Genomic DNA, 16337 nt, shown 5'->3' on the forward strand with positions numbered 1-16337 from the left:
GGTGTTTTTCAGGGTTTTGATCCGATGCCGGGCTCGGTGACTGGAGTTCAGGAACAGGCTGCGCCAGCGCGGAGCTTTGGAGTCAAAAGCGCGGTGATGCCGTGCCGGTCGGTATGGAGCAGGGTCGGCTGGGCTCTTGGGTGGAGCAAGCGGGAAGCGGCACGTTCCACTACCCAAACACCAACTGCAAGAAACTGCAGACGCTACAGGGGTGGATGGATGCAGACGGTGCTCCGGGGGCAACATCCCTTTGACTCGGTGAATCAGCTATTCGATCTCGCGCGGATACAGTGATAGTCCACCCCTGTAGTCCCTGCCGTTCACGGCCTCCTCTCAACAATCAGCGAGAACGCGTCGCCGAGGGAGCCTCACCAAAGCGATCCCGGTAGTATTTGGCGAACTTCCCCAAGTGGTTGAATCCCGACCGCATTGCGACTTCGCTGACAGGCATTCTGCTTGTTAACAAGAGGGTACGTGCCCGGTCCAAGCGTGCGTTTCGGAGATATACCAAGGGGGAAACACCGAGATGGCTGTTGAAGCTGTATTGCAGTTGGCGGGCGCTAACGCCTGCAATCACTGAGAGGTCCCCCAAAGTGTAAGGGCTGGCAGGATCTTCCTCGATGGCATCCACGACCTTGCGGACGGTCCGCGGCCGCAAAGCGCCACCGCTTTCATTCAGCAGCTCGGCGTAGGAGTGATGCTGCGCGAGGAGCAACCCGCTTATCAGCGTCCGTTCGAGGTTTTCAACGTGGTATGCCGCGGCTGGTGATGTGTCCATGTCATTGACGTAGCCGACCATCAACTTCATCGCTTCCAACCATCTGCCGCCTTCCGGGGTGCTGAGGTCAAACGGAAGGTCGAAATCGACGCCCCTGTGCAGGGACCTTCCGAGCAGGGCCTCCATCTCACGTTCGACAGCCACGCGGTCGATTTTCCAGCACCACTGTGGTGATTGCTCGTCCCAATCGGGAAGAAATGTGCGGCGCCCTGGGGTGAAGACAGCCGCCCTGAGCGGGGTGGCGATTACCTCCTCATGACCGCAGTATGAAACGACACGGCCATGGAGAGGTACGTTGACGTGATAAGCGCCTAGATCCCCTGGGTCAACAGAAACCCGACCCGTAAAATGCACCAGACCAACTGTTGACAACCTGAGATGGGCGACGCTGAGCCTTGGCTGCATGTCAGACACACTTGGCTCTCTAAGCTGAACTCTGGCCGGATAGAAATGGCTGTTCAGCGCATGGCTGAACTCGTCGAAGTCCGTCGAGCGGCTCACCTCCTGGCCGGCCAGGAGCTCATCATCCGATGGAAACAACACCTTTGGCGTTCCCTCTCTGGCATGGGTAGCCGCATCACTGCACGAAGGCACACCCCGAGCCATTGCTTTAGTTCCTGTCTACAAGGAAAGCACTGAAGACGTCCAAGAAATAGCTCCCAACCGGGCTGTTGAAAGCGTGGTGCGCGACGGGGATAACTATGTTCGCTCACGGGATTTCTGGCTGTTTACGTGGCGCCTACTGTAGTTCACACGGTGATGCACATCATACTTTCGAAAAGGAAATTCTTATGACACAGACCCTCAGCGAAGCGGGCACTCAATTCACAGCCTCGCCAAAAGACACTGAAGTGAATACCGAAATTGTGGCCCGTGCCAGCTCACTTGTCCCCCTTATCCGCGAGTACGCAGAACAGTCCTCAGTCGACCGCCGTGTTGCTCCTGAGGTCATCGCTGCTTTGGAGGAGGCAGATCTCTTCAGCCTCTTCGTCGCGGCCCGCCACGGGGGTCAGGAAGCCAATCTGCGGACTGCGATGGAAACCATCGCGGAAGTCGCTCGGGGAGATGGATCAACCGCCTGGGCAGTTGCGCTGTTGAACGTGTGCACTTGGTTTGCGACCACGTTCTCACAGGAAGCACAAGACGACGTTTTCGGCGCCAACCCTAAGGCCAAAGTCTCCGGAATCTTTACCCCTGGCAGTAAAGCCGAGCGGGTTAAGGGCGGATACCTCGTCAGCGGGGAATGGCCTTACTCCTCCGGATCGTTCGCCGCCGACTGGGCGACATTGGGAATTGCCCTGCCCGATGTCGCTGAGGGTGAGGATCCCCGTGGGCTGGCTCTCATTCCGAAGGAAGCCTGGACGATCAGACCGACATGGTTCGTTGCCGGCATGCGCGGCTCCGGCAGCGACACCATAGTGGTCGAGGATCACTTCGTGCCCGAACACCGTGTTCAGCACTTCGCCAATATGCGGGAGGCCGATTTCCTCACGCCGCACAAGGCCGAAGAGCGCAACTCGAACATGGCGTTCATCCCGGTTGCCGCCTTGATTCTTGTCGCGGCGCAGATTGGACTAGCCCGGCACGCTCTGGAGTTGACCTTGGCCAAACTGCCCGAGAAGCGGGTGGCCTACACCCAGTACACGGCCGCAAAGAACTCACCGACCCACCAGCTAGGCGTTTCCCGGGCAGCGACCCGCTTCCACCTCGCCGAACTCCTCATGCGCCAGGGATGCCTGGACATCGACCAGGCGGCCGCGGGCCGGCACCTGCCCGATCTGCTCACCCGGGGCAGGATCCGGAACGACACCGGAATCATCGCAGAACTTGTCAAGGAAGGAATCGACGACCTGATGACAGCAAATGGCGCCGGATCTTTCGCGGATGCGAACGTCCTCAATCGCGTCTGGCGCGACGCCGAGATCGCCGGCCGACATGCCTACGTCACACCCGAGGTAGGCAAGGAAGTATACGGGCGCCTGCTGCTGGGTGCTGACAACCCTCTCACCATGGATGTGTAGAAAATGACAGCTCTTGCAACGTTCGAGACAGGCCAGGCAGTGGACCCCCAGGCATTTCGTGTCGCGATGAAACAGGTTCCGACACCTGTCGCGATCGTAACCGCCATGTCCGAAGAGGGCCCCTTGGGCATGACGGTGGGTTCCTTTACCTCCGTCTCCCTGTCCCCGGCCCTGGTGACCTTCTTTGTTGATGTCAGTTCAACGACATGGCCACGGCTGAAATCATCGCCCAGCTTCACCATCAACATCCTCGGCCATGACAAGGGCGAGCTTTGCCGGGCATTCTCCAGGCGGGGAGCGGACCGCTTTGACGGTGTCGACTGGTCCCTGAATGAGCACGGCAACCCATCCTTGGCAGATGCGTCCGTGACTCTGGACTGCACTGTATATAGCACTCTGGTACTCGGTGACCATATTCAGCTGGTGGGGGAAGTCCAGGGCTTTAAAGTCCATCACGAAGGTATGCCGCTGGTCTTCTTCAATGGATCGTTCCTTGATCTTCGAGAGCGCGGATAAGCACATGAGAAGGTTGGAATGATTTACGAACACGCATACATCAGTATCAATCCCAACGAAGCCGACGCTTTTGAAGGCGCCTTCGCGTCGGCTCGTCACCATTTGGAATCTGCCCCGGGTTGTGGCTCCGTCGATCTCATCCGCAGTATCGACCTGCCCGACACCTATTTGCTCCGAGTTGGATGGGGCCGCATCGAGGATCATCTTGAAGTGTTCCCCGGCACGAACAACGCCCGCAGCTTTGGCGAAGCGGTCGCCGGGTACTTCCAGGAGAACCCCCTGGTTGTGCATTTCCCCGCATAGACGCGTTGCGGTGGCCGCGAGTAATCTCCCGGCCACCGCACCTAAATGTGGCCGGCCGGAAAACGAGCATGTCCAGATAGTCATATCCATCCAACGAATAATCCGTTGTCAGCACCCGATAAAACGGACAATCCCTGCGTTTCTCTTCTTGAACGCCTTACTGCCCGACATGCCGGCACCGCCCCACAGAAAGCAAGTACATTGGAATTCGAACATGTGACCCTTGGCCAGCGCGTTCTCTTCGGCGCAGGCAAGGCAGCCACCCACATCGCCCAGGAGGCGCAGCGCCTCGGAAGCCAACGCATCATGGCGATCGTGACGAAATCTGCGCGCCCTTATGCCCAGGCGTCCCTGGCCGATGTTGACGTCGCGCTCTGGTGGGACGATGTCGTCCAGCACGTCCCCAGGGAGAAGGTTGAGTCCGCCCGCGCAGCTGCTACCCATGCTGGCATCGATCTGATCGTGTGCATCGGCGGAGGGTCATCAACGGGTTTGGCCAAGGCCGTGGCACTCACCTCGGGTGTTCCTATCATTGCGGTCCCGACAACCTATTCCGGGTCGGAAGCCACCAACATGTGGGGTATCACGGAGGGTCGCACGAAAAGCACCGGCATCGATGACCGGGTTCTTCCGGTCACCGTCATTTATGACGCCGAACTATCCAAGACGCTGCCAGTGAGATTATCCGTCGCTTCCGGGTTGAACGGCTTGGCCCACTGCATTGACTCACTGTGGGCGCCAAAGACCGACCCCCTCAATCAGGCACTCGCGCTGGAGGGGGCGAGGGCCCTGGCCCTGGCATTGACAGGCATCGTTAATGATCCGACCAACCTGCGTTCACGTGAGCAGGCACTCTACGGCTGCTATCTGGCCGCCCTGTCCTTCGCTTCGGCAAGTTCCGGCCTCCATCACAAGATCTGCCATATCCTCGGGGGAACCTTCGACCTTCCTCACGCTGAAACCCATGCAACTGTGCTGCAATACGTCCTGGCTCTCAACGCCCCGGCCGTTCCAGAGGTGTCCGGCAGGTTGGCGGTCGCCCTCGGACGTCCTGTTTCTGACGGAGAGGACAGGCCGGCTGCGGCCTTGGCTGCTTTGAATGCTCTGCGGGAAGCAGTCGAAGCCCCGGTCAGGCTCGCCGACTACGGGCTCAAAGAGACTGACATTCCTGAGGCAGTGCAACGGATACTGGCAGCGGCGCCACCCTCCAACCCGGGACCGGTCACCGAAGCCAGCATTCGCGGCCTGCTAACTGACGCGCTCACCGGCGCCACAAGCCCACACCCTCACTACTCCCAGCGACCAGGAGACACCATGACAGACACCACCACGGACGGTGTTAGCACCACGCAGGCCGCGATCGAGCAGAAGCTCACCGACTCGGTCATCGCCTCGTTCGACAACACACCTGATGAGCGGTTGAAAACGCTTATGCAGGCGTTGGTGAAGCACCTCCACGCTTTCATCCGTGAAGTACGCCTGAGCGAGGACGAATGGAGCCAAGCCATCGAATTTCTCACAAAGGCCGGGCACATCACGGATGACAAGCGTCAAGAATTTATCCTGCTGTCCGACGTTCTCGGAGCCTCCATGCAGACCATCGCGGTGAACAATCCCGCGTCAGGAAACGCAACCGAGGCCACCGTATTCGGTCCGTTCTTTACTCAGGACGCCCCGGAAATCCCCATCGGAGGAGACCTTTCCGGCGGAGCCGCCGGCCAAAGCTGTTGGGTGGAGGGAACTGTTACCGACACTGCAGGAAATCCGCTTGCCGGTGCCCGCATCGAAGTATGGGAAGCTGACGAAGACGGTTTCTACGACGTGCAGTACAACGACGGGCGAACGGCTGGCCGGGCGCACCTCTACGCCGACACGGAAGGTAGATACGGGTTCTGGGGTCTAACCCCTACGCCCTACCCGATCCCGCACGACGGCCCCGTGGGCAAAATGTTGGAGGCCACTAACCGGTCCCCTGTCCGCGCCTCCCATCTGCACTTCATGGTCTCCGCACCCGGCCAGCGAACCTTAGTCACGCACATCTTCGTCGAAGGGGATCCTCAAATCGAAATCGGCGACTCCGTCTTCGGAGTCAAGGACTCCCTTATTAAAACCTTCGCGACACAGTCCCCCGGGACTCCCACTCCTGACGGCCGCGACTTGGGTGGCGCCTCATGGTCCCGCGCCCGCTTCGACATCGTCCTCGCACCCGGCATGAAAACACAACAACCACCTCTGTCACGCCCTAAGGAGAAAACCCATGGCTGATGTAAGCGCCAGCCCCGACGTGCTCATCCGGAGGCTCGAAGATCAGCGCTACGGTGCGGTCCTCACGGGCGACCTGGAAACCTTCGAAGGGCTATGCCACCCCGGGCTCATGTACACCCACACCGGAGGCGACCGGGATTCCCTGAAGTCGTACATGGATAAGCTCCGTACAGGCGCTCTTCACTACCACCGGATAGACCACAAGAGCGAAAAAATCACGGTCATCGGCAACACAGCACTTGTCCTGATCCAGATGACTGCTGACCTGAGAGTCAACGGGTCCCGCAAGGCAATCAAATGCAACGCTCTTGCCGTGTGGGTGAATGAGGCCGGGGCATGGAAGTTCATCGCCTACCAGCCGACTGCCAGGGCCTGAAGCCCGAACCAGCACGTGCGTCGGATGAAGTCCGTCGCAGATTCGGCTGGAGTCCCGCGACCTTCATGTGAACTATTCCATCTTACTTGCGGCCTTGACGCGGCTACGAGCGATGTCCTGCCTGTGCCGAGGAGCCGAGAAGAACCACCATGCACTCCAATCGTCCCGCTGCCCCTTGGGCCGCCCCCGCTAATCCGGCGTTGACCAGACAGCGCCCCATGCTGATCAACCGCTGGAAATACCTTTTGCCGGACGAACCGGTGCTTCTGCGCCGCGAAGGGCGCACCGTCAACGCAGGATGGATAGACGAAATCAATGATGACGCCACCATTCTCTGGGTATACCTGCATAGCGGGATGGGCAGGGTGCTGATCCACGCCGAGGACGGGGTCGAAATCTGGCGCATAGACCCACGAGTGCATCAGGACCAAGCACTGACCTGACACAAAACCGCGTTCAAAATCCCCCGGGACCGCGAGATCGGCGTGGTTTGAGACGGAATGCCCGTCGTCGTAGCCGCAGCTGCAAGCTCCATCGCCTTATGTAATGCTGGCCTGCAGTGGAAGACATCGGCGGGCCGAGACTCAAATAATCCGGCAGCAGCGTCACCGTCCGGCCCAGGAACTCACTCCTGTCCCTGTGACTCTCGTCATGCAGCCGCCCACGGGGGACTGTCCGATAAACGGTGTGTGGGTCCGGCCGGTTTTCATTAGTGAGTGGTTCGTTCGAACCGTCCGGCGAAGGTAATCGCGAACGCGTTCAGCGCAGGCTTCCACCTCATTACCCAGCGTGCCCGACCGCCGCCGGTTGGATCAAGAGATCTGGTGACCAGATACAGGCATTTCAGGGCCGCGGTCTCGTTCGGAAAGTGCCCGCGGGCCCTCACGGCCCTCCGGTAGCGGGCATTGATCGACTCGATCGCGTTCGTCGTGCAGATCACCCGCCGGATCTCCGCGTCGTACTCAAGGAACGGCACGAACTCGGCCCAGGAGGACTCCCAGAGCCGCACGATTGCCGGATATCGCTGGCCCCACTCGGCCGTGAACTCGGCGAACCGCTCCTTCGCGGCCTGCTCGGACGGGGCCGTGTAGACCGGCTTGAGGGCCTTGACGATCCCGTCGCGGTGCTGGCGGCCGGCGTAGCGGAAGCTGTTGCGGATCAGGTGCACGATGCACTGCTGCACCACCGTCCGCTCCCAGGTGGTCGTGATCGCCTCCGGCAAACCCTTGAGCCCATCGCAGACAGCGATGAATACGTCTTCCACGCCCCGGTTCTTCAGCTCCGAGAACACCTGGAGCCAGAACCGGGCGCCCTCGGCGCCGTCACCGGCCCAGATCCCCGGAATCTCCCGCTCCCCGTTCACGGTGACACCCATGACGACATAGAACGGAGTGTTGCGCACCTGCCCGTCACGGACCTTGACCACGATCGCGTCCACGAAGAGCACCGGATAGACCGGATCCAGTGGACGGGAAGACCACTCCGCGAGTTCGCCAACAACTTTCTCCGTAATGCGGCTGATGGTGTCTTTGGAGACCCTGGCCCCGTAGACCTCCTCGAAATGCGCGGCGATTTCCCCCGTGGTCAATTCCCGGGCAGAGAGCGAGAGGACAATCTGGTCGATCCCGTCCAAACGCCGTTTCCGCTTGGGCACAATCACCGGCTCGAAAGAACCGTCCCGATCCCGGGGCACCTCAATCTCGACCGGACCGATCTCAGTCAGCACGGTCTTCGACCTGGTGCCGTTGCGCATGTTGGCTGCGATCGGCGTCTGGCCATGCTCGTGGCCAAGGTGCTCGGTCAGTTCCGCTTCCAGCGCGGACTCCAGCACATTCCTCGTCAGCTGGTTCAGCAGCCCGCCCGGGCCTACCAGGCTCACACCCTGCTCCTTGGCCTGCGCAAGCAGCTGCTCCGCAAGCTCCTTCTGATCGATGATCTCTCCCGTCACAGGATCGATCATCACCCCTGTCATCTCGGTCGTGGACTCTGACACGGCCGTCTCCTTTCGGATCAGGCCGGACCCTCACACACCGTTTTTCTTACAGTCCCGCCCACGGGGGTGAGTGGGTAGGTGCAAGGCCTAGCGGTTTTGGAGGCGGCTTCACAGCGTCATCATCATGAACAACGTCTATGGCGCGGGTGCCACGTCTTAGTACCTGCAGTGCGCATGACCGGTATTAGCGGAGGGTTAGGTGGGCATAGGTGGTGGAGAACCGTGCACGGTAATCACTAGGTGACACACGTAGTCGCGCCAGGAAGCTGCGGCGCATCGTTTCGGTGCTGCCAAAGCCCGAGGCAGGGCCACGGCAGTGCCGCAATGACCAGCATCCAGCATCCAGCATCGCCTTAGCATGGTCCAGACGGACCTGTTCGACGAATTTTGTGGGCGACGTCCTAAGTTCTGAGGCGAAAAGTCTTGAAACCTGCCGCGTGCTCAGCGGGGCAATGGAGGCCATCGAGTCGACGCTGTGGTCCTAGGCAGGCTGCGCCGAAACAAGATTAATAACGTCCCGCAAGGGGCACTGCGGGTTGTCCTGACTTGAAGGGTGCAGAGAACTGCGGCTGGCCACCAGGGCGCTGCATGAACAACACGAGGTTTCGTGCAACTTCGCGCGCCACCTCCACCCCGTGGTCCTGCTCCACCAATGCAAGAGCAAGGTCAATTCCGGCGGAGACACCCGCCGATCTAAATACGAGAATCGCCGGATAGGAGCGCGAAAACACCTCTACATGCCTCCAGTTTGTAGTGGCCTTGCGACCGGTCAAAACTCCAGCTGACGCCAAAACGAAGGCCCCGGTGTAAATCGACACCAGACGTCGGACGTGGGGAGCCCTTGTTGGACTGTCTCTACAAGCTTCTTCGGGATCGGCTTGCCTACTAAGTCATCACTTCCCGGCACAACGAGAGCATCGACGTCCGCCCAATCACCAGCGGTACCGTCAACCGTCAACTGGGTTCCGATAGATGTGAACACAGGAGCGCCATTGGGTGAAACATAATGGAGAGCGTAGTTCGCGCCGTACTTGTTTGCTTCTGCAAAGACCTCGGCCGGGCCGGAAACGTCCGAACGGGGAATTGCGAACCTGGAACGATACGGGATGAAATTTGCACGTGAAGAAAATGGGCGATCTCGCAGCGTTTCTTTGGCGCACACACGTTTCGGCGTACCGCTTTCGCCGGAGACTATACGGGACTGGAAATTCAACGCACCCTGGTCAGACGTGCAGAACAACTCCGCGTTCCAATCCTGGACACCCTCTACATTACAAAGTTGCTTGTCCGAGATAACGCCATCTTCGGCGCCTACGGATTTGATCTGGACAACGGGAGCCGGTACGTCATCTACGCCGATGCAGTCATTCTGGCAGCAGGAGGCCATAACAGGATATGGCGGCGTTCTTCCTCCCGACGCGACGAGAACACGGGTGATTCATTCCGGCTGGCCGTCGAAGCCGGTGGACGGATTAGAGACCCGGAACTCGTCCAATTCCACCCATCCGGAATCATCGAGCCCGAAAACGCGGCCGGAACACTAGTTTCCGAAGCGGCGCGCGGGGAGGGTGGAATCCTCCGCAACGCTCTGGGTGAACGCTTCATGGAGCGCTACGACCCCGAACGGATGGAACTTTCCACACGCGATCGCGTTGCCCTAGCTGCCTACACGGAGAGATAAAGGAAGGCCGGGGTACGGTCAACGGCGGCGTCTGGCTGGACGTGTCTCACCTTCCGCGTGAGGTCATTATGGAACGCCTGCCCAGGGTCTATCAGACCATGCTGGAACTTCAAATGCTGGAAATCACGAAGGAACCGATTGAGATTGCTCCGACTGCACATTACTCGATGGGGGGAGTATGGGTTCGACCTGAGAACCATAGAACAGACGTTGAAGGTCTTTACGCTATCGGGGAAGCAGCAAGTGGACTTCACGGCGCTAACAGGCTGGGCGGAAACTCACTCATAGAATTGGTGGTATTCGGGCGGATCGTGAGACAAGCCGCAGCGACCTATTCGACCACGCTGGAAACGCAATACCGGTCGCATGCTGCACTATCAGAGGCAAGGTCCGAAGTAGATTCACTCCTTCGCTCACACGGGAAGGAAAATGTGCGGGAACTCCAGCGCGCCGTCCGGGACACGATGACAGAACACGCCGGCGTCGTGCGCAGAATCCGGTTTACTCGCAGGTCTGGCGGAGCTGGATGCGATCGAGGACCGAGCCAAAAATATCGGGGTTCACCCCGACATTGCCGGCGACCAAGACCTAGCTCACGCGTTCGATCTCAAATCTGCTTTGCTCGCCGCGCGCGCCACGTTAGAAGCTGCGTTGGAGCGTCTCGACCCGGGGATGCCACAACCGCTCCGACTACCCCGAGCAAGATGACAGTTTACAGGTGAACCTCGTCTGGTCCCCCGGGGCACTGGAACGCGAAATCGTCCCTCCTGTTCCCGATGAGATCGCCCGGCTAATGCAGGAGGTGTCAACAGCAGGAAAACTGGTGGAGTAACTTCTACGTCTCTAGCCGCAATTTACAGAGGCCCGTCCCAGCCGCAATGCAAATCTGCGCGGCGAACACACGAAATCTGCAACGACACACAAGGACTTCCCTCGTTTTTCCGTTTAGTTCACGTGAGTGAGATTGCTCTTTGGAGGGGCATGACTGCTCAGCAGTTCGTGGAAAATCAGCACCATGCCATCGTCTCTGGTGGTGTCATTCACCTGCAGTGGCGCGCTCCAGAGGTCACAGAAGAAAACGTCACTGCCGCTTTGGCAAGCGTCACCGAAATCAGGGCAGAAGCAGTCCATCCGCGCTTATTGAGCTATGCGGCTACGAACGGTGAACTACCGGCCCATGAAGCGGTCGCGGCAGGACCGTTGCCCGGGACTCGGCTGGCTATAGTCGCTTGTTCACCGGTCGACTGGGCAACGGCATATTTCTACCTGAGCAAAGTGCGGCCCAGATGTACGGCGAGACTATTTACGTCCCTTTCTGAGGCATTTTCCTGGCTCGCCACGGATTTGAGGGCCGGAGGAGGAAAGCTGACCCACAGCGCAGATCAACGGCGAAGCCTCCTAGTAGTCCGCAATCCGGCTAACAGACGGATATTCGTCCAGCTAGGACACACCCCAATCTGACGTCAGACGTCTCTGACAAGAGAGATTGGGTTGTGGGCGGAAGCTCCGGCTTGTTCTCTGGCGCCCGAGCAGTGTCAACAGAGGACAAAGAGCCACCCCCGCCCAGGCCGATTCCACCAAGACCAGATTCGTTGAACTATTGCGGCTATTCTCCGGCACCCCGCCCCGGTTTCCTTTCCGTCCGACTGTCAGGGTGGGATCCATGGCGAAGTCAAGTGGTGGGAGCAACGCGGGGTGGTTATGCCGCTTGCAGCAGCTGGTTCAGCCGGTTGGCTGGGGTATCGAGGTTCAGGGTGGGTCGGGGCCGGCGGTTGAGCTTTGCGGCGATCCGGTTGAGGTCTTCGGGGGTGTGGACTGAGAGGTCGGAGCCTTTCTCGAACCAGAAGCGCAGGAGCCGGTTGGTGTTCTCGTTGGTGCCCCGCTGCCAGGGTGAGTGCGGGTCGCAGAAGTAAAGGGTGGTCTCGAGGGCGGTCTGGATTTTCGCGTAGCCGGCCAGTTCTGTCCCGCGGTCCCAGGTGATGGAGCGGCGCAGGTGGTCCGGGAGTTGGGCCATCTCCCGGATCATCGCCGCGGCGACGGTTTCTGCGGTGTGGTCCCCGGGCAGGTGCAGCAGGATGGTGAACCGGGTTGAGCGCTCGACGAGGGTGCCGATCGCGGTCCCGTCCGAGCCGATGATCAGGTCCCCTTCCCAATGTCCAGGGATGGCCCGGTCCTGGACCTCTGCGGGGCGTTCGCTGATTTTGAACGCCTCTTTGTACGGGCTGCTCTTGCGCCGGGAGACGGGTTCACTTGCTTCGAGGAGATCAAGTTCCGCGCGGCGGGGCATGCCTTCCCAGTCACCTGGCACGAGGCATGCGAAGGCACCGGATCTCACCGCTGTTGCCAGCCGGCCGGGTACGTCCAGGCCTTGCAGGAGTTCGGCGATGTAGCCGGCCACGAAGGCATCGCCGGCACCAACGGTGTCAACGGGTGTGATCGGAATAGCAGATTGCTCATATGTGATGCCGTCGACCAGGGCAAGGCATCCTTCAGAACCGCGCTTGATGATGACCTGGCTGGGACCCAGGTGGCTTATCCGCAACGCGAGCTCACTGGGTAAGCCTGCTCCGAGGGCGATGGCCGCTTCATCATCGCCAGCGAAGACGACGTCAGCCGACGCGGCGATCCGGCGAAAACAGTCACCGGCATCCTGGCGTGTCCAGAGGGCGGAGCGGTAGTTCAGGTCAAAGGAGACAAGCGTCCCCGCTGCCCTGGCGTAGCTGATGGCGAGGTCGATGGCGGCCGCGGCGGAGGAGGACAGGCCCGGGGTGATACCCGTTATGTGCAGCAGCCGGGCTGCCGCTATCTCCTCTGCCGGGACGTCTGCGGGAGCGAGCCGGGATCCTGCGCTGCCGGTTCGGTAGTACCAGATTTTCTGGATGTCCATGGTGCGGCGTTCTTTGACCATCAGCCCCGTGGGGGCGGAGTCGTCCCGTGCTGCGGCGACGTGGATCCCTTCTGCGCGCAGTTCCCGCAGGACAAGGTCGCCGAGGCTGTCGGCACCCACGCGCCCGGCCCAGGTCACGGTACTGCCCAGTCTTTGCAGTGCAATCGCGAAGTTGCTTTCGGCACCGCCGATGCCGAGGCTAAGCGACGCAGTGTGGGCCAGGGGCCCTGGCGTGTCCGCTTTCACCAGTGCCATCGTCTCGCCCAACGTGACGACCTCTGAGGCGCTCCGGCCCAGCCGTAAAGGATCAGACATACTGCTCATGGCCTTTCCCCCGCTGCGGCCTTCGCGCTCCTGTTTGCGAGAGCCTCGGCCACCATTTCCGTGAGCGCCTGTGCCCGAAGGACCAGAGCGTCCAGGTCGCCATCGTCGAAGGCGTCCTGGAGCAACGGGCCGCCCATGCTCACCGCCAGCGCCCCCGCATTGATCCAGGCCGGGGCTTCGCCGATGCCCACTCCCCCGCTGGGAATCACTTGGAGATCGGGGAAGGGACCCCGGAGCTGGGCCAGGTAGCCGGGTCCGACGACGGAGGCGGGAAAGACTTTTACCGCTGTTGCGCCAGCGTTCCATCCAGCCAGCAGCTCGGTGGGTGTGAGTCCGCCGGGATAGACCGGAACGTCACGTGCCGCGCAGACGGAATCGGCCGTAGCCGTTATTTCCTTTGGGTAATCAATGGGCACTATTTAAACCCACCAGAACAGCAGGGCCCACCACGCGGCGTTGCTGAAGGTCTCCTTTGATGCTTGCTTCGGTGTCGCCGTCGTGCCGCCGGTGGTCTTTGTCTTCTTCAGACCCGGCGCCTGCTTCGCGGACAAGCTTTTAGTCGCCAAGTAGAGCCCGGTCACCATGGTGGCAAAGCCTGTTAGCCCGATGATGAGATTGGCAGCGGGGTTCTGGAGTGCGAGGCCGAAGAGTAGTAGGACGAAGCCGGCAACTGTCATTAGTACGCCGCCGACGACGCTGCGGTTAGATGATGAGGGGCCTGGGTCAGTTTCCATGGTTTGGGCAAACTGAGGATCGTCCTCCTTGAATTGCTTCTCAAGTTGCTCCAGCATTTGCTGCTCGCGTTCAGAGAGTGCCATCAGGCGGTCCTGCCCGGCTCTTGTGTCGGCGCTGTGGATACCTTACCGAAGGTGCCGACGCGCGGGGTGAGAAGCAGACGGCTACTGGTTCTGTTTGAAAGGCGGATAGCCATGAGGTCTTCTCTCTTGTTCTTTTCGTGGAATGTGCGGCCAGGCCAGGTTGTCCGAAATGCAGAGGATTTCCCTGCTTGGCCCGGCTCCGGAGGGGCTAAAGGCTTACAGATACTGCAGCAACTGCTGTGGCGGCTATTGCTGTGGCCGGCCGTAGGTCTCCAGGAGGCGGAGCCATATCTCGCTCACCGTTGGGTAGGCGGGAACAGCATGCCAGAGCCGGTCCAAAGGAACCTCGGATACGACTGCGATGGTCGCTGCTTGCAGCAGGTCACTGACGTCCGGGCCTGCGAAGGTCATGCCCAGGATGACCTTTCGGTCCTCGTCGACGACCATGCGGGCCGTGCCCTTGTAGCCGTCGGCGTGTAAGCCGGCGCCGGCCACGTGCCCGATTTCGTAGTCGACCACCCGAATGTCGTAACCGGCCCTTTCCGCGGCAACGGCGGTAAGACCTACGGAGGCGATTTCCGGGTCGGTGAAAGTGACCTGTGGTACGGCGGCATGGTCCGCTGTTGCCACGTGGCGTCCCCAGGGGGCGTCCATCACTTCCGCACCCTTTGCTCTTGCGACGATGACGTCTCCAGCCGCCCGTGCCTGGTACTTGCCTTGGTGGGTTAGCAGCGCACGGTTTGTTACATCTCCTGCCGCGTACAGCCAGTCAAAGCCGGGGACCCGCAAAGTGTCATCGGTTTCTATCCAGTCACCTGGGATGAGACCAACAGTGTCGAGCCCAACGTCCCAGGTATTCGGGGTCCGGCCCGTCGCGATGAGCACTTCCTGTGCTGCAATAGTGTTGCCGTCACCGGTTTCGATGGTGACGCCGGTAGCGGTGCGGTGGACGCTGGTGGTTTTGGTGTCAAGCAGCAGGGTCACGTTTTGTTCACGGAGAGCCGTGGCAACGAGCTCTCCGGCAAACGGTTCCATGGCGGAGAGGAGGCCGCTGCGGGCGATCAGGGTCACTGTCGTTCCGAATCCGGCGAAAGCTGTTGCTATCTCCGTGGCGACTACGCCTCCGCCGATGATGGCGAGGCTTTCCGGTGCGGTCTTGATACTGGTCGCTTCCCTGCTGGTCCAGGCCCGGGCTTCGGCCAGCCCTTCGATGTCGGGCAGGAGCGAGGCTGAGCCTGTCGCCACCGCGACGGCGTGCCGGGCGGTTAGCTCAGTCGTTGAGCCGTCTGCCGCGGTGACGGTGACTCTTTTGGTGCCTGTTATCCGGCCATGCCCTCGGACCAGGCCGATCCCGGCACTGTTGAGCCACTGGACTTGTCCAGCGTCGGACCAGTTGCTGGTGTAGTAGTCCCGGCGTGCCAGTACTGCTTCGACGTTAAGTTGCCCTGTGACAGCCTCGGCAGCGCCTGGGAGCCGGCGGGCTGCACGCAGTGCCTGGGCGGAACGCAGCAGGACTTTGGAGGGCATGCATGCCCAGTAGGAGCACTCTCCACCGACGAGTTCGTTCTCAACGATGACGGCGGTGAGGCCGCCCTGGACGGCGCGGTCGGCGATGTTTTCGCCAACTGCACCGCCGCCAAGGATGATCAGGTCGTACTCTGCTGAACTGGGCCCGCTCATCGTCCGGGCGCCCTGGTGACGACTTCCTGAAGGAACCAGCCGTTGCCGTCCGGATCACTGAAGGAAGCGAAGGAGCCGTAGTCAGCCCTGTCGGGGGAGGGGCCGCTGACCCGGTTTCGTCCGCCGGGCCTGTGGAAGAGCCCGTCGGCGTCATGCCAGACTTCGCTGATGTCGATCCCGCGGCTGTGCAGCTCTGCCTGCGCGGCGATAATGTCCGTCACGATCAGGTGAAGATTCTGGACCGACCCGGGCGTTGATTCGGTGACGCCCGTGCCGAAGATGATCGACATTTCCGAACCGGGAGGGGTGACCTGGATGATGCGAAGCTCCTCGCTGATGTTGAAGTCGGCGTCGAGGCGGAAACCGGCCTTCTCGTAGAAATCCTTTGCCCGGTCGACGTCGGAGACTGGGAGGACGAGGACTTCCAGCTTCAACTCCACGGTGCTTGCCAAAGCTGCTTCTGGTGCAGCCGCAGGCTGCTTATGGTCGCTTCCGACCGGCGCGTTGAGGCTGTAGCCCGCATCGGCAAGTGTTTGGGTCATGTGGTCCGCATACCAGGTGGGCCACTCGACATCGTGTACGCCCCCGAGTACTTCGACTTCGTAGATTCCGTGGTCGGTTGCGGCCTGGTCCAGGGCGTTCTTCAGGATTTCTGTGGTGGGGATAGACATTTGGTTCTCCTTGGTGGGTGGTTG

General features: G+C 60.6%; 13 protein-coding genes and 4 pseudogenes. 8 read left to right on the plus strand and 9 right to left on the minus strand.

Going from position 1 to position 16337, the window contains the following annotated elements; genetic code table 11:
• Positions 1-340: 340 nt before the first annotated feature.
• The gene (locus tag QF038_RS20605; protein ID WP_307612835.1) at positions 341-1321 is read right to left on the minus strand and encodes an AraC family transcriptional regulator; all 981 of its coding nucleotides are present in this window, start codon (positions 1319-1321) and stop codon (positions 341-343) included.
• Between the two features lie 248 nt (positions 1322-1569).
• Between QF038_RS20605 and QF038_RS20610 the strand changes: the two genes are divergently transcribed.
• From QF038_RS20610 to QF038_RS20640, 7 genes and pseudogenes are all read left to right on the plus strand, one after another.
• A complete protein-coding gene (locus QF038_RS20610; RefSeq protein ID WP_307612838.1) occupies positions 1570-2799 on the plus strand; it encodes an acyl-CoA dehydrogenase family protein in 1230 nt (409 codons plus the stop codon).
• 3 nt (positions 2800-2802) lie between these two features.
• On the plus strand, positions 2803-3315 hold the full coding sequence (locus tag QF038_RS20615) for a flavin reductase family protein (RefSeq protein WP_307612840.1): 513 nt from the start codon (positions 2803-2805) through the stop codon (positions 3313-3315).
• Between the two features lie 18 nt (positions 3316-3333).
• Positions 3334-3618: an antibiotic biosynthesis monooxygenase gene (locus tag QF038_RS20620; RefSeq protein ID WP_307612842.1), complete on the plus strand. Its 285-nt coding sequence runs from the start codon at positions 3334-3336 to the stop codon at positions 3616-3618.
• Positions 3619-3663: 45 nt separating this feature from the next.
• Positions 3664-4842 (plus strand): annotated as a pseudogene (locus QF038_RS20625) (maleylacetate reductase); the annotation flags it as partial.
• Positions 4843-4932: 90 nt separating this feature from the next.
• A complete protein-coding gene (locus QF038_RS20630; RefSeq protein ID WP_307613548.1) occupies positions 4933-5883 on the plus strand; it encodes an intradiol ring-cleavage dioxygenase in 951 nt (316 codons plus the stop codon).
• On the plus strand, positions 5876-6259 hold the full coding sequence (locus QF038_RS20635; protein WP_307612845.1) for a nuclear transport factor 2 family protein: 384 nt from the start codon (positions 5876-5878) through the stop codon (positions 6257-6259). The genes QF038_RS20630 and QF038_RS20635 overlap by 8 nt, the downstream gene beginning before the upstream one ends.
• Positions 6260-6477: 218 nt before the next feature.
• Positions 6478-6702 carry a hypothetical protein gene (locus QF038_RS20640; protein ID WP_307612847.1) on the plus strand — a complete coding sequence of 75 codons (225 nt, stop codon included), beginning with the start codon at positions 6478-6480 and terminating at the stop codon, positions 6700-6702.
• Positions 6703-6968: 266 nt separating this feature from the next.
• On the opposite strand, the gene QF038_RS20645 is transcribed toward QF038_RS20640, so the two are convergent.
• Complete coding sequence (locus QF038_RS20645) at positions 6969-8219, minus strand: IS256 family transposase (protein ID WP_307613549.1); 1251 nt, start codon at positions 8217-8219, stop codon at positions 6969-6971.
• A 217-nt stretch (positions 8220-8436) separates the two neighbouring features.
• Positions 8437-8715 carry a helix-turn-helix domain-containing protein gene (locus QF038_RS20650; RefSeq protein ID WP_307612849.1) on the minus strand — a complete coding sequence of 93 codons (279 nt, stop codon included), beginning with the start codon at positions 8713-8715 and terminating at the stop codon, positions 8437-8439.
• A gap of 601 nt (positions 8716-9316) precedes the next feature.
• On the opposite strand from QF038_RS20650, the pseudogene QF038_RS20655 reads away from it, so the two are divergent.
• Positions 9317-10765, plus strand: a pseudogene (locus QF038_RS20655) (FAD-binding protein); the annotation flags it as partial.
• Between the two features lie 867 nt (positions 10766-11632).
• Here QF038_RS20655 and QF038_RS20660 read toward each other — a convergent pair.
• The 6 genes and pseudogenes from QF038_RS20660 to QF038_RS20685 form a co-directional block, all read right to left on the minus strand.
• A pseudogene (locus QF038_RS20660) lies at positions 11633-12166 on the minus strand (IS30 family transposase); the annotation flags it as partial.
• A gap of 66 nt (positions 12167-12232) precedes the next feature.
• Positions 12233-13144 (minus strand): annotated as a pseudogene (locus tag QF038_RS20665) (sugar kinase); the annotation flags it as partial.
• Entirely contained in the window at positions 13141-13560 is a 420-nt protein-coding gene (locus tag QF038_RS20670; RefSeq protein WP_307612850.1) for a bifunctional 4-hydroxy-2-oxoglutarate aldolase/2-dehydro-3-deoxy-phosphogluconate aldolase, read from the minus strand. The gene QF038_RS20670 and the pseudogene QF038_RS20665, both read right to left, overlap by 4 nt.
• A gap of 3 nt (positions 13561-13563) precedes the next feature.
• Positions 13564-13962 (minus strand): DUF3040 domain-containing protein, encoded by a 399-nt coding sequence (locus tag QF038_RS20675; protein WP_307612852.1) that lies wholly within the window; start codon positions 13960-13962, stop codon positions 13564-13566.
• Positions 13963-14208: 246 nt separating this feature from the next.
• Complete coding sequence (locus QF038_RS20680; RefSeq protein WP_307612854.1) at positions 14209-15642, minus strand: NAD(P)/FAD-dependent oxidoreductase; 1434 nt, start codon at positions 15640-15642, stop codon at positions 14209-14211.
• Positions 15639-16313: a VOC family protein gene (locus tag QF038_RS20685; protein ID WP_307612856.1), complete on the minus strand. Its 675-nt coding sequence runs from the start codon at positions 16311-16313 to the stop codon at positions 15639-15641. Before QF038_RS20685 ends, QF038_RS20680 begins: the two co-directional genes overlap by 4 nt.
• Positions 16314-16337 lie beyond the last annotated feature (24 nt).

The organism is Pseudarthrobacter sp. W1I19, assembly GCF_030817835.1.
Lineage (GTDB): Bacteria > Actinomycetota > Actinomycetes > Actinomycetales > Micrococcaceae > Arthrobacter.

Bases quoted from the DNA above. Each gene is read 5' to 3' on its own strand.
- QF038_RS20650 (WP_307612849.1), bottom strand. From the start codon at position 8,715: ATGGCCTCCATTGCCCCGCTGAGCACGCGGCAGGTTTCAAGACTTTTC.
- QF038_RS20685 (WP_307612856.1), bottom strand. From the start codon at position 16,313: ATGTCTATCCCCACCACAGAAATCCTGAAGAACGCCCTGGACCAGGCC.
- QF038_RS20615 (WP_307612840.1), top strand. From the start codon at position 2,803: ATGACAGCTCTTGCAACGTTCGAGACAGGCCAGGCAGTGGACCCCCAG.
- QF038_RS20635 (WP_307612845.1), top strand. From the start codon at position 5,876: ATGGCTGATGTAAGCGCCAGCCCCGACGTGCTCATCCGGAGGCTCGAA.
- QF038_RS20610 (WP_307612838.1), top strand. From the start codon at position 1,570: ATGACACAGACCCTCAGCGAAGCGGGCACTCAATTCACAGCCTCGCCA.
- QF038_RS20640 (WP_307612847.1), top strand. From the start codon at position 6,478: ATGCTGATCAACCGCTGGAAATACCTTTTGCCGGACGAACCGGTGCTT.
- QF038_RS20620 (WP_307612842.1), top strand. From the start codon at position 3,334: ATGATTTACGAACACGCATACATCAGTATCAATCCCAACGAAGCCGAC.
- QF038_RS20675 (WP_307612852.1), bottom strand. From the start codon at position 13,962: ATGGCACTCTCTGAACGCGAGCAGCAAATGCTGGAGCAACTTGAGAAG.
- QF038_RS20630 (WP_307613548.1), top strand. From the start codon at position 4,933: ATGACAGACACCACCACGGACGGTGTTAGCACCACGCAGGCCGCGATC.
- QF038_RS20680 (WP_307612854.1), bottom strand. From the start codon at position 15,642: ATGAGCGGGCCCAGTTCAGCAGAGTACGACCTGATCATCCTTGGCGGC.
- QF038_RS20645 (WP_307613549.1), bottom strand. From the start codon at position 8,219: ATGATCGATCCTGTGACGGGAGAGATCATCGATCAGAAGGAGCTTGCG.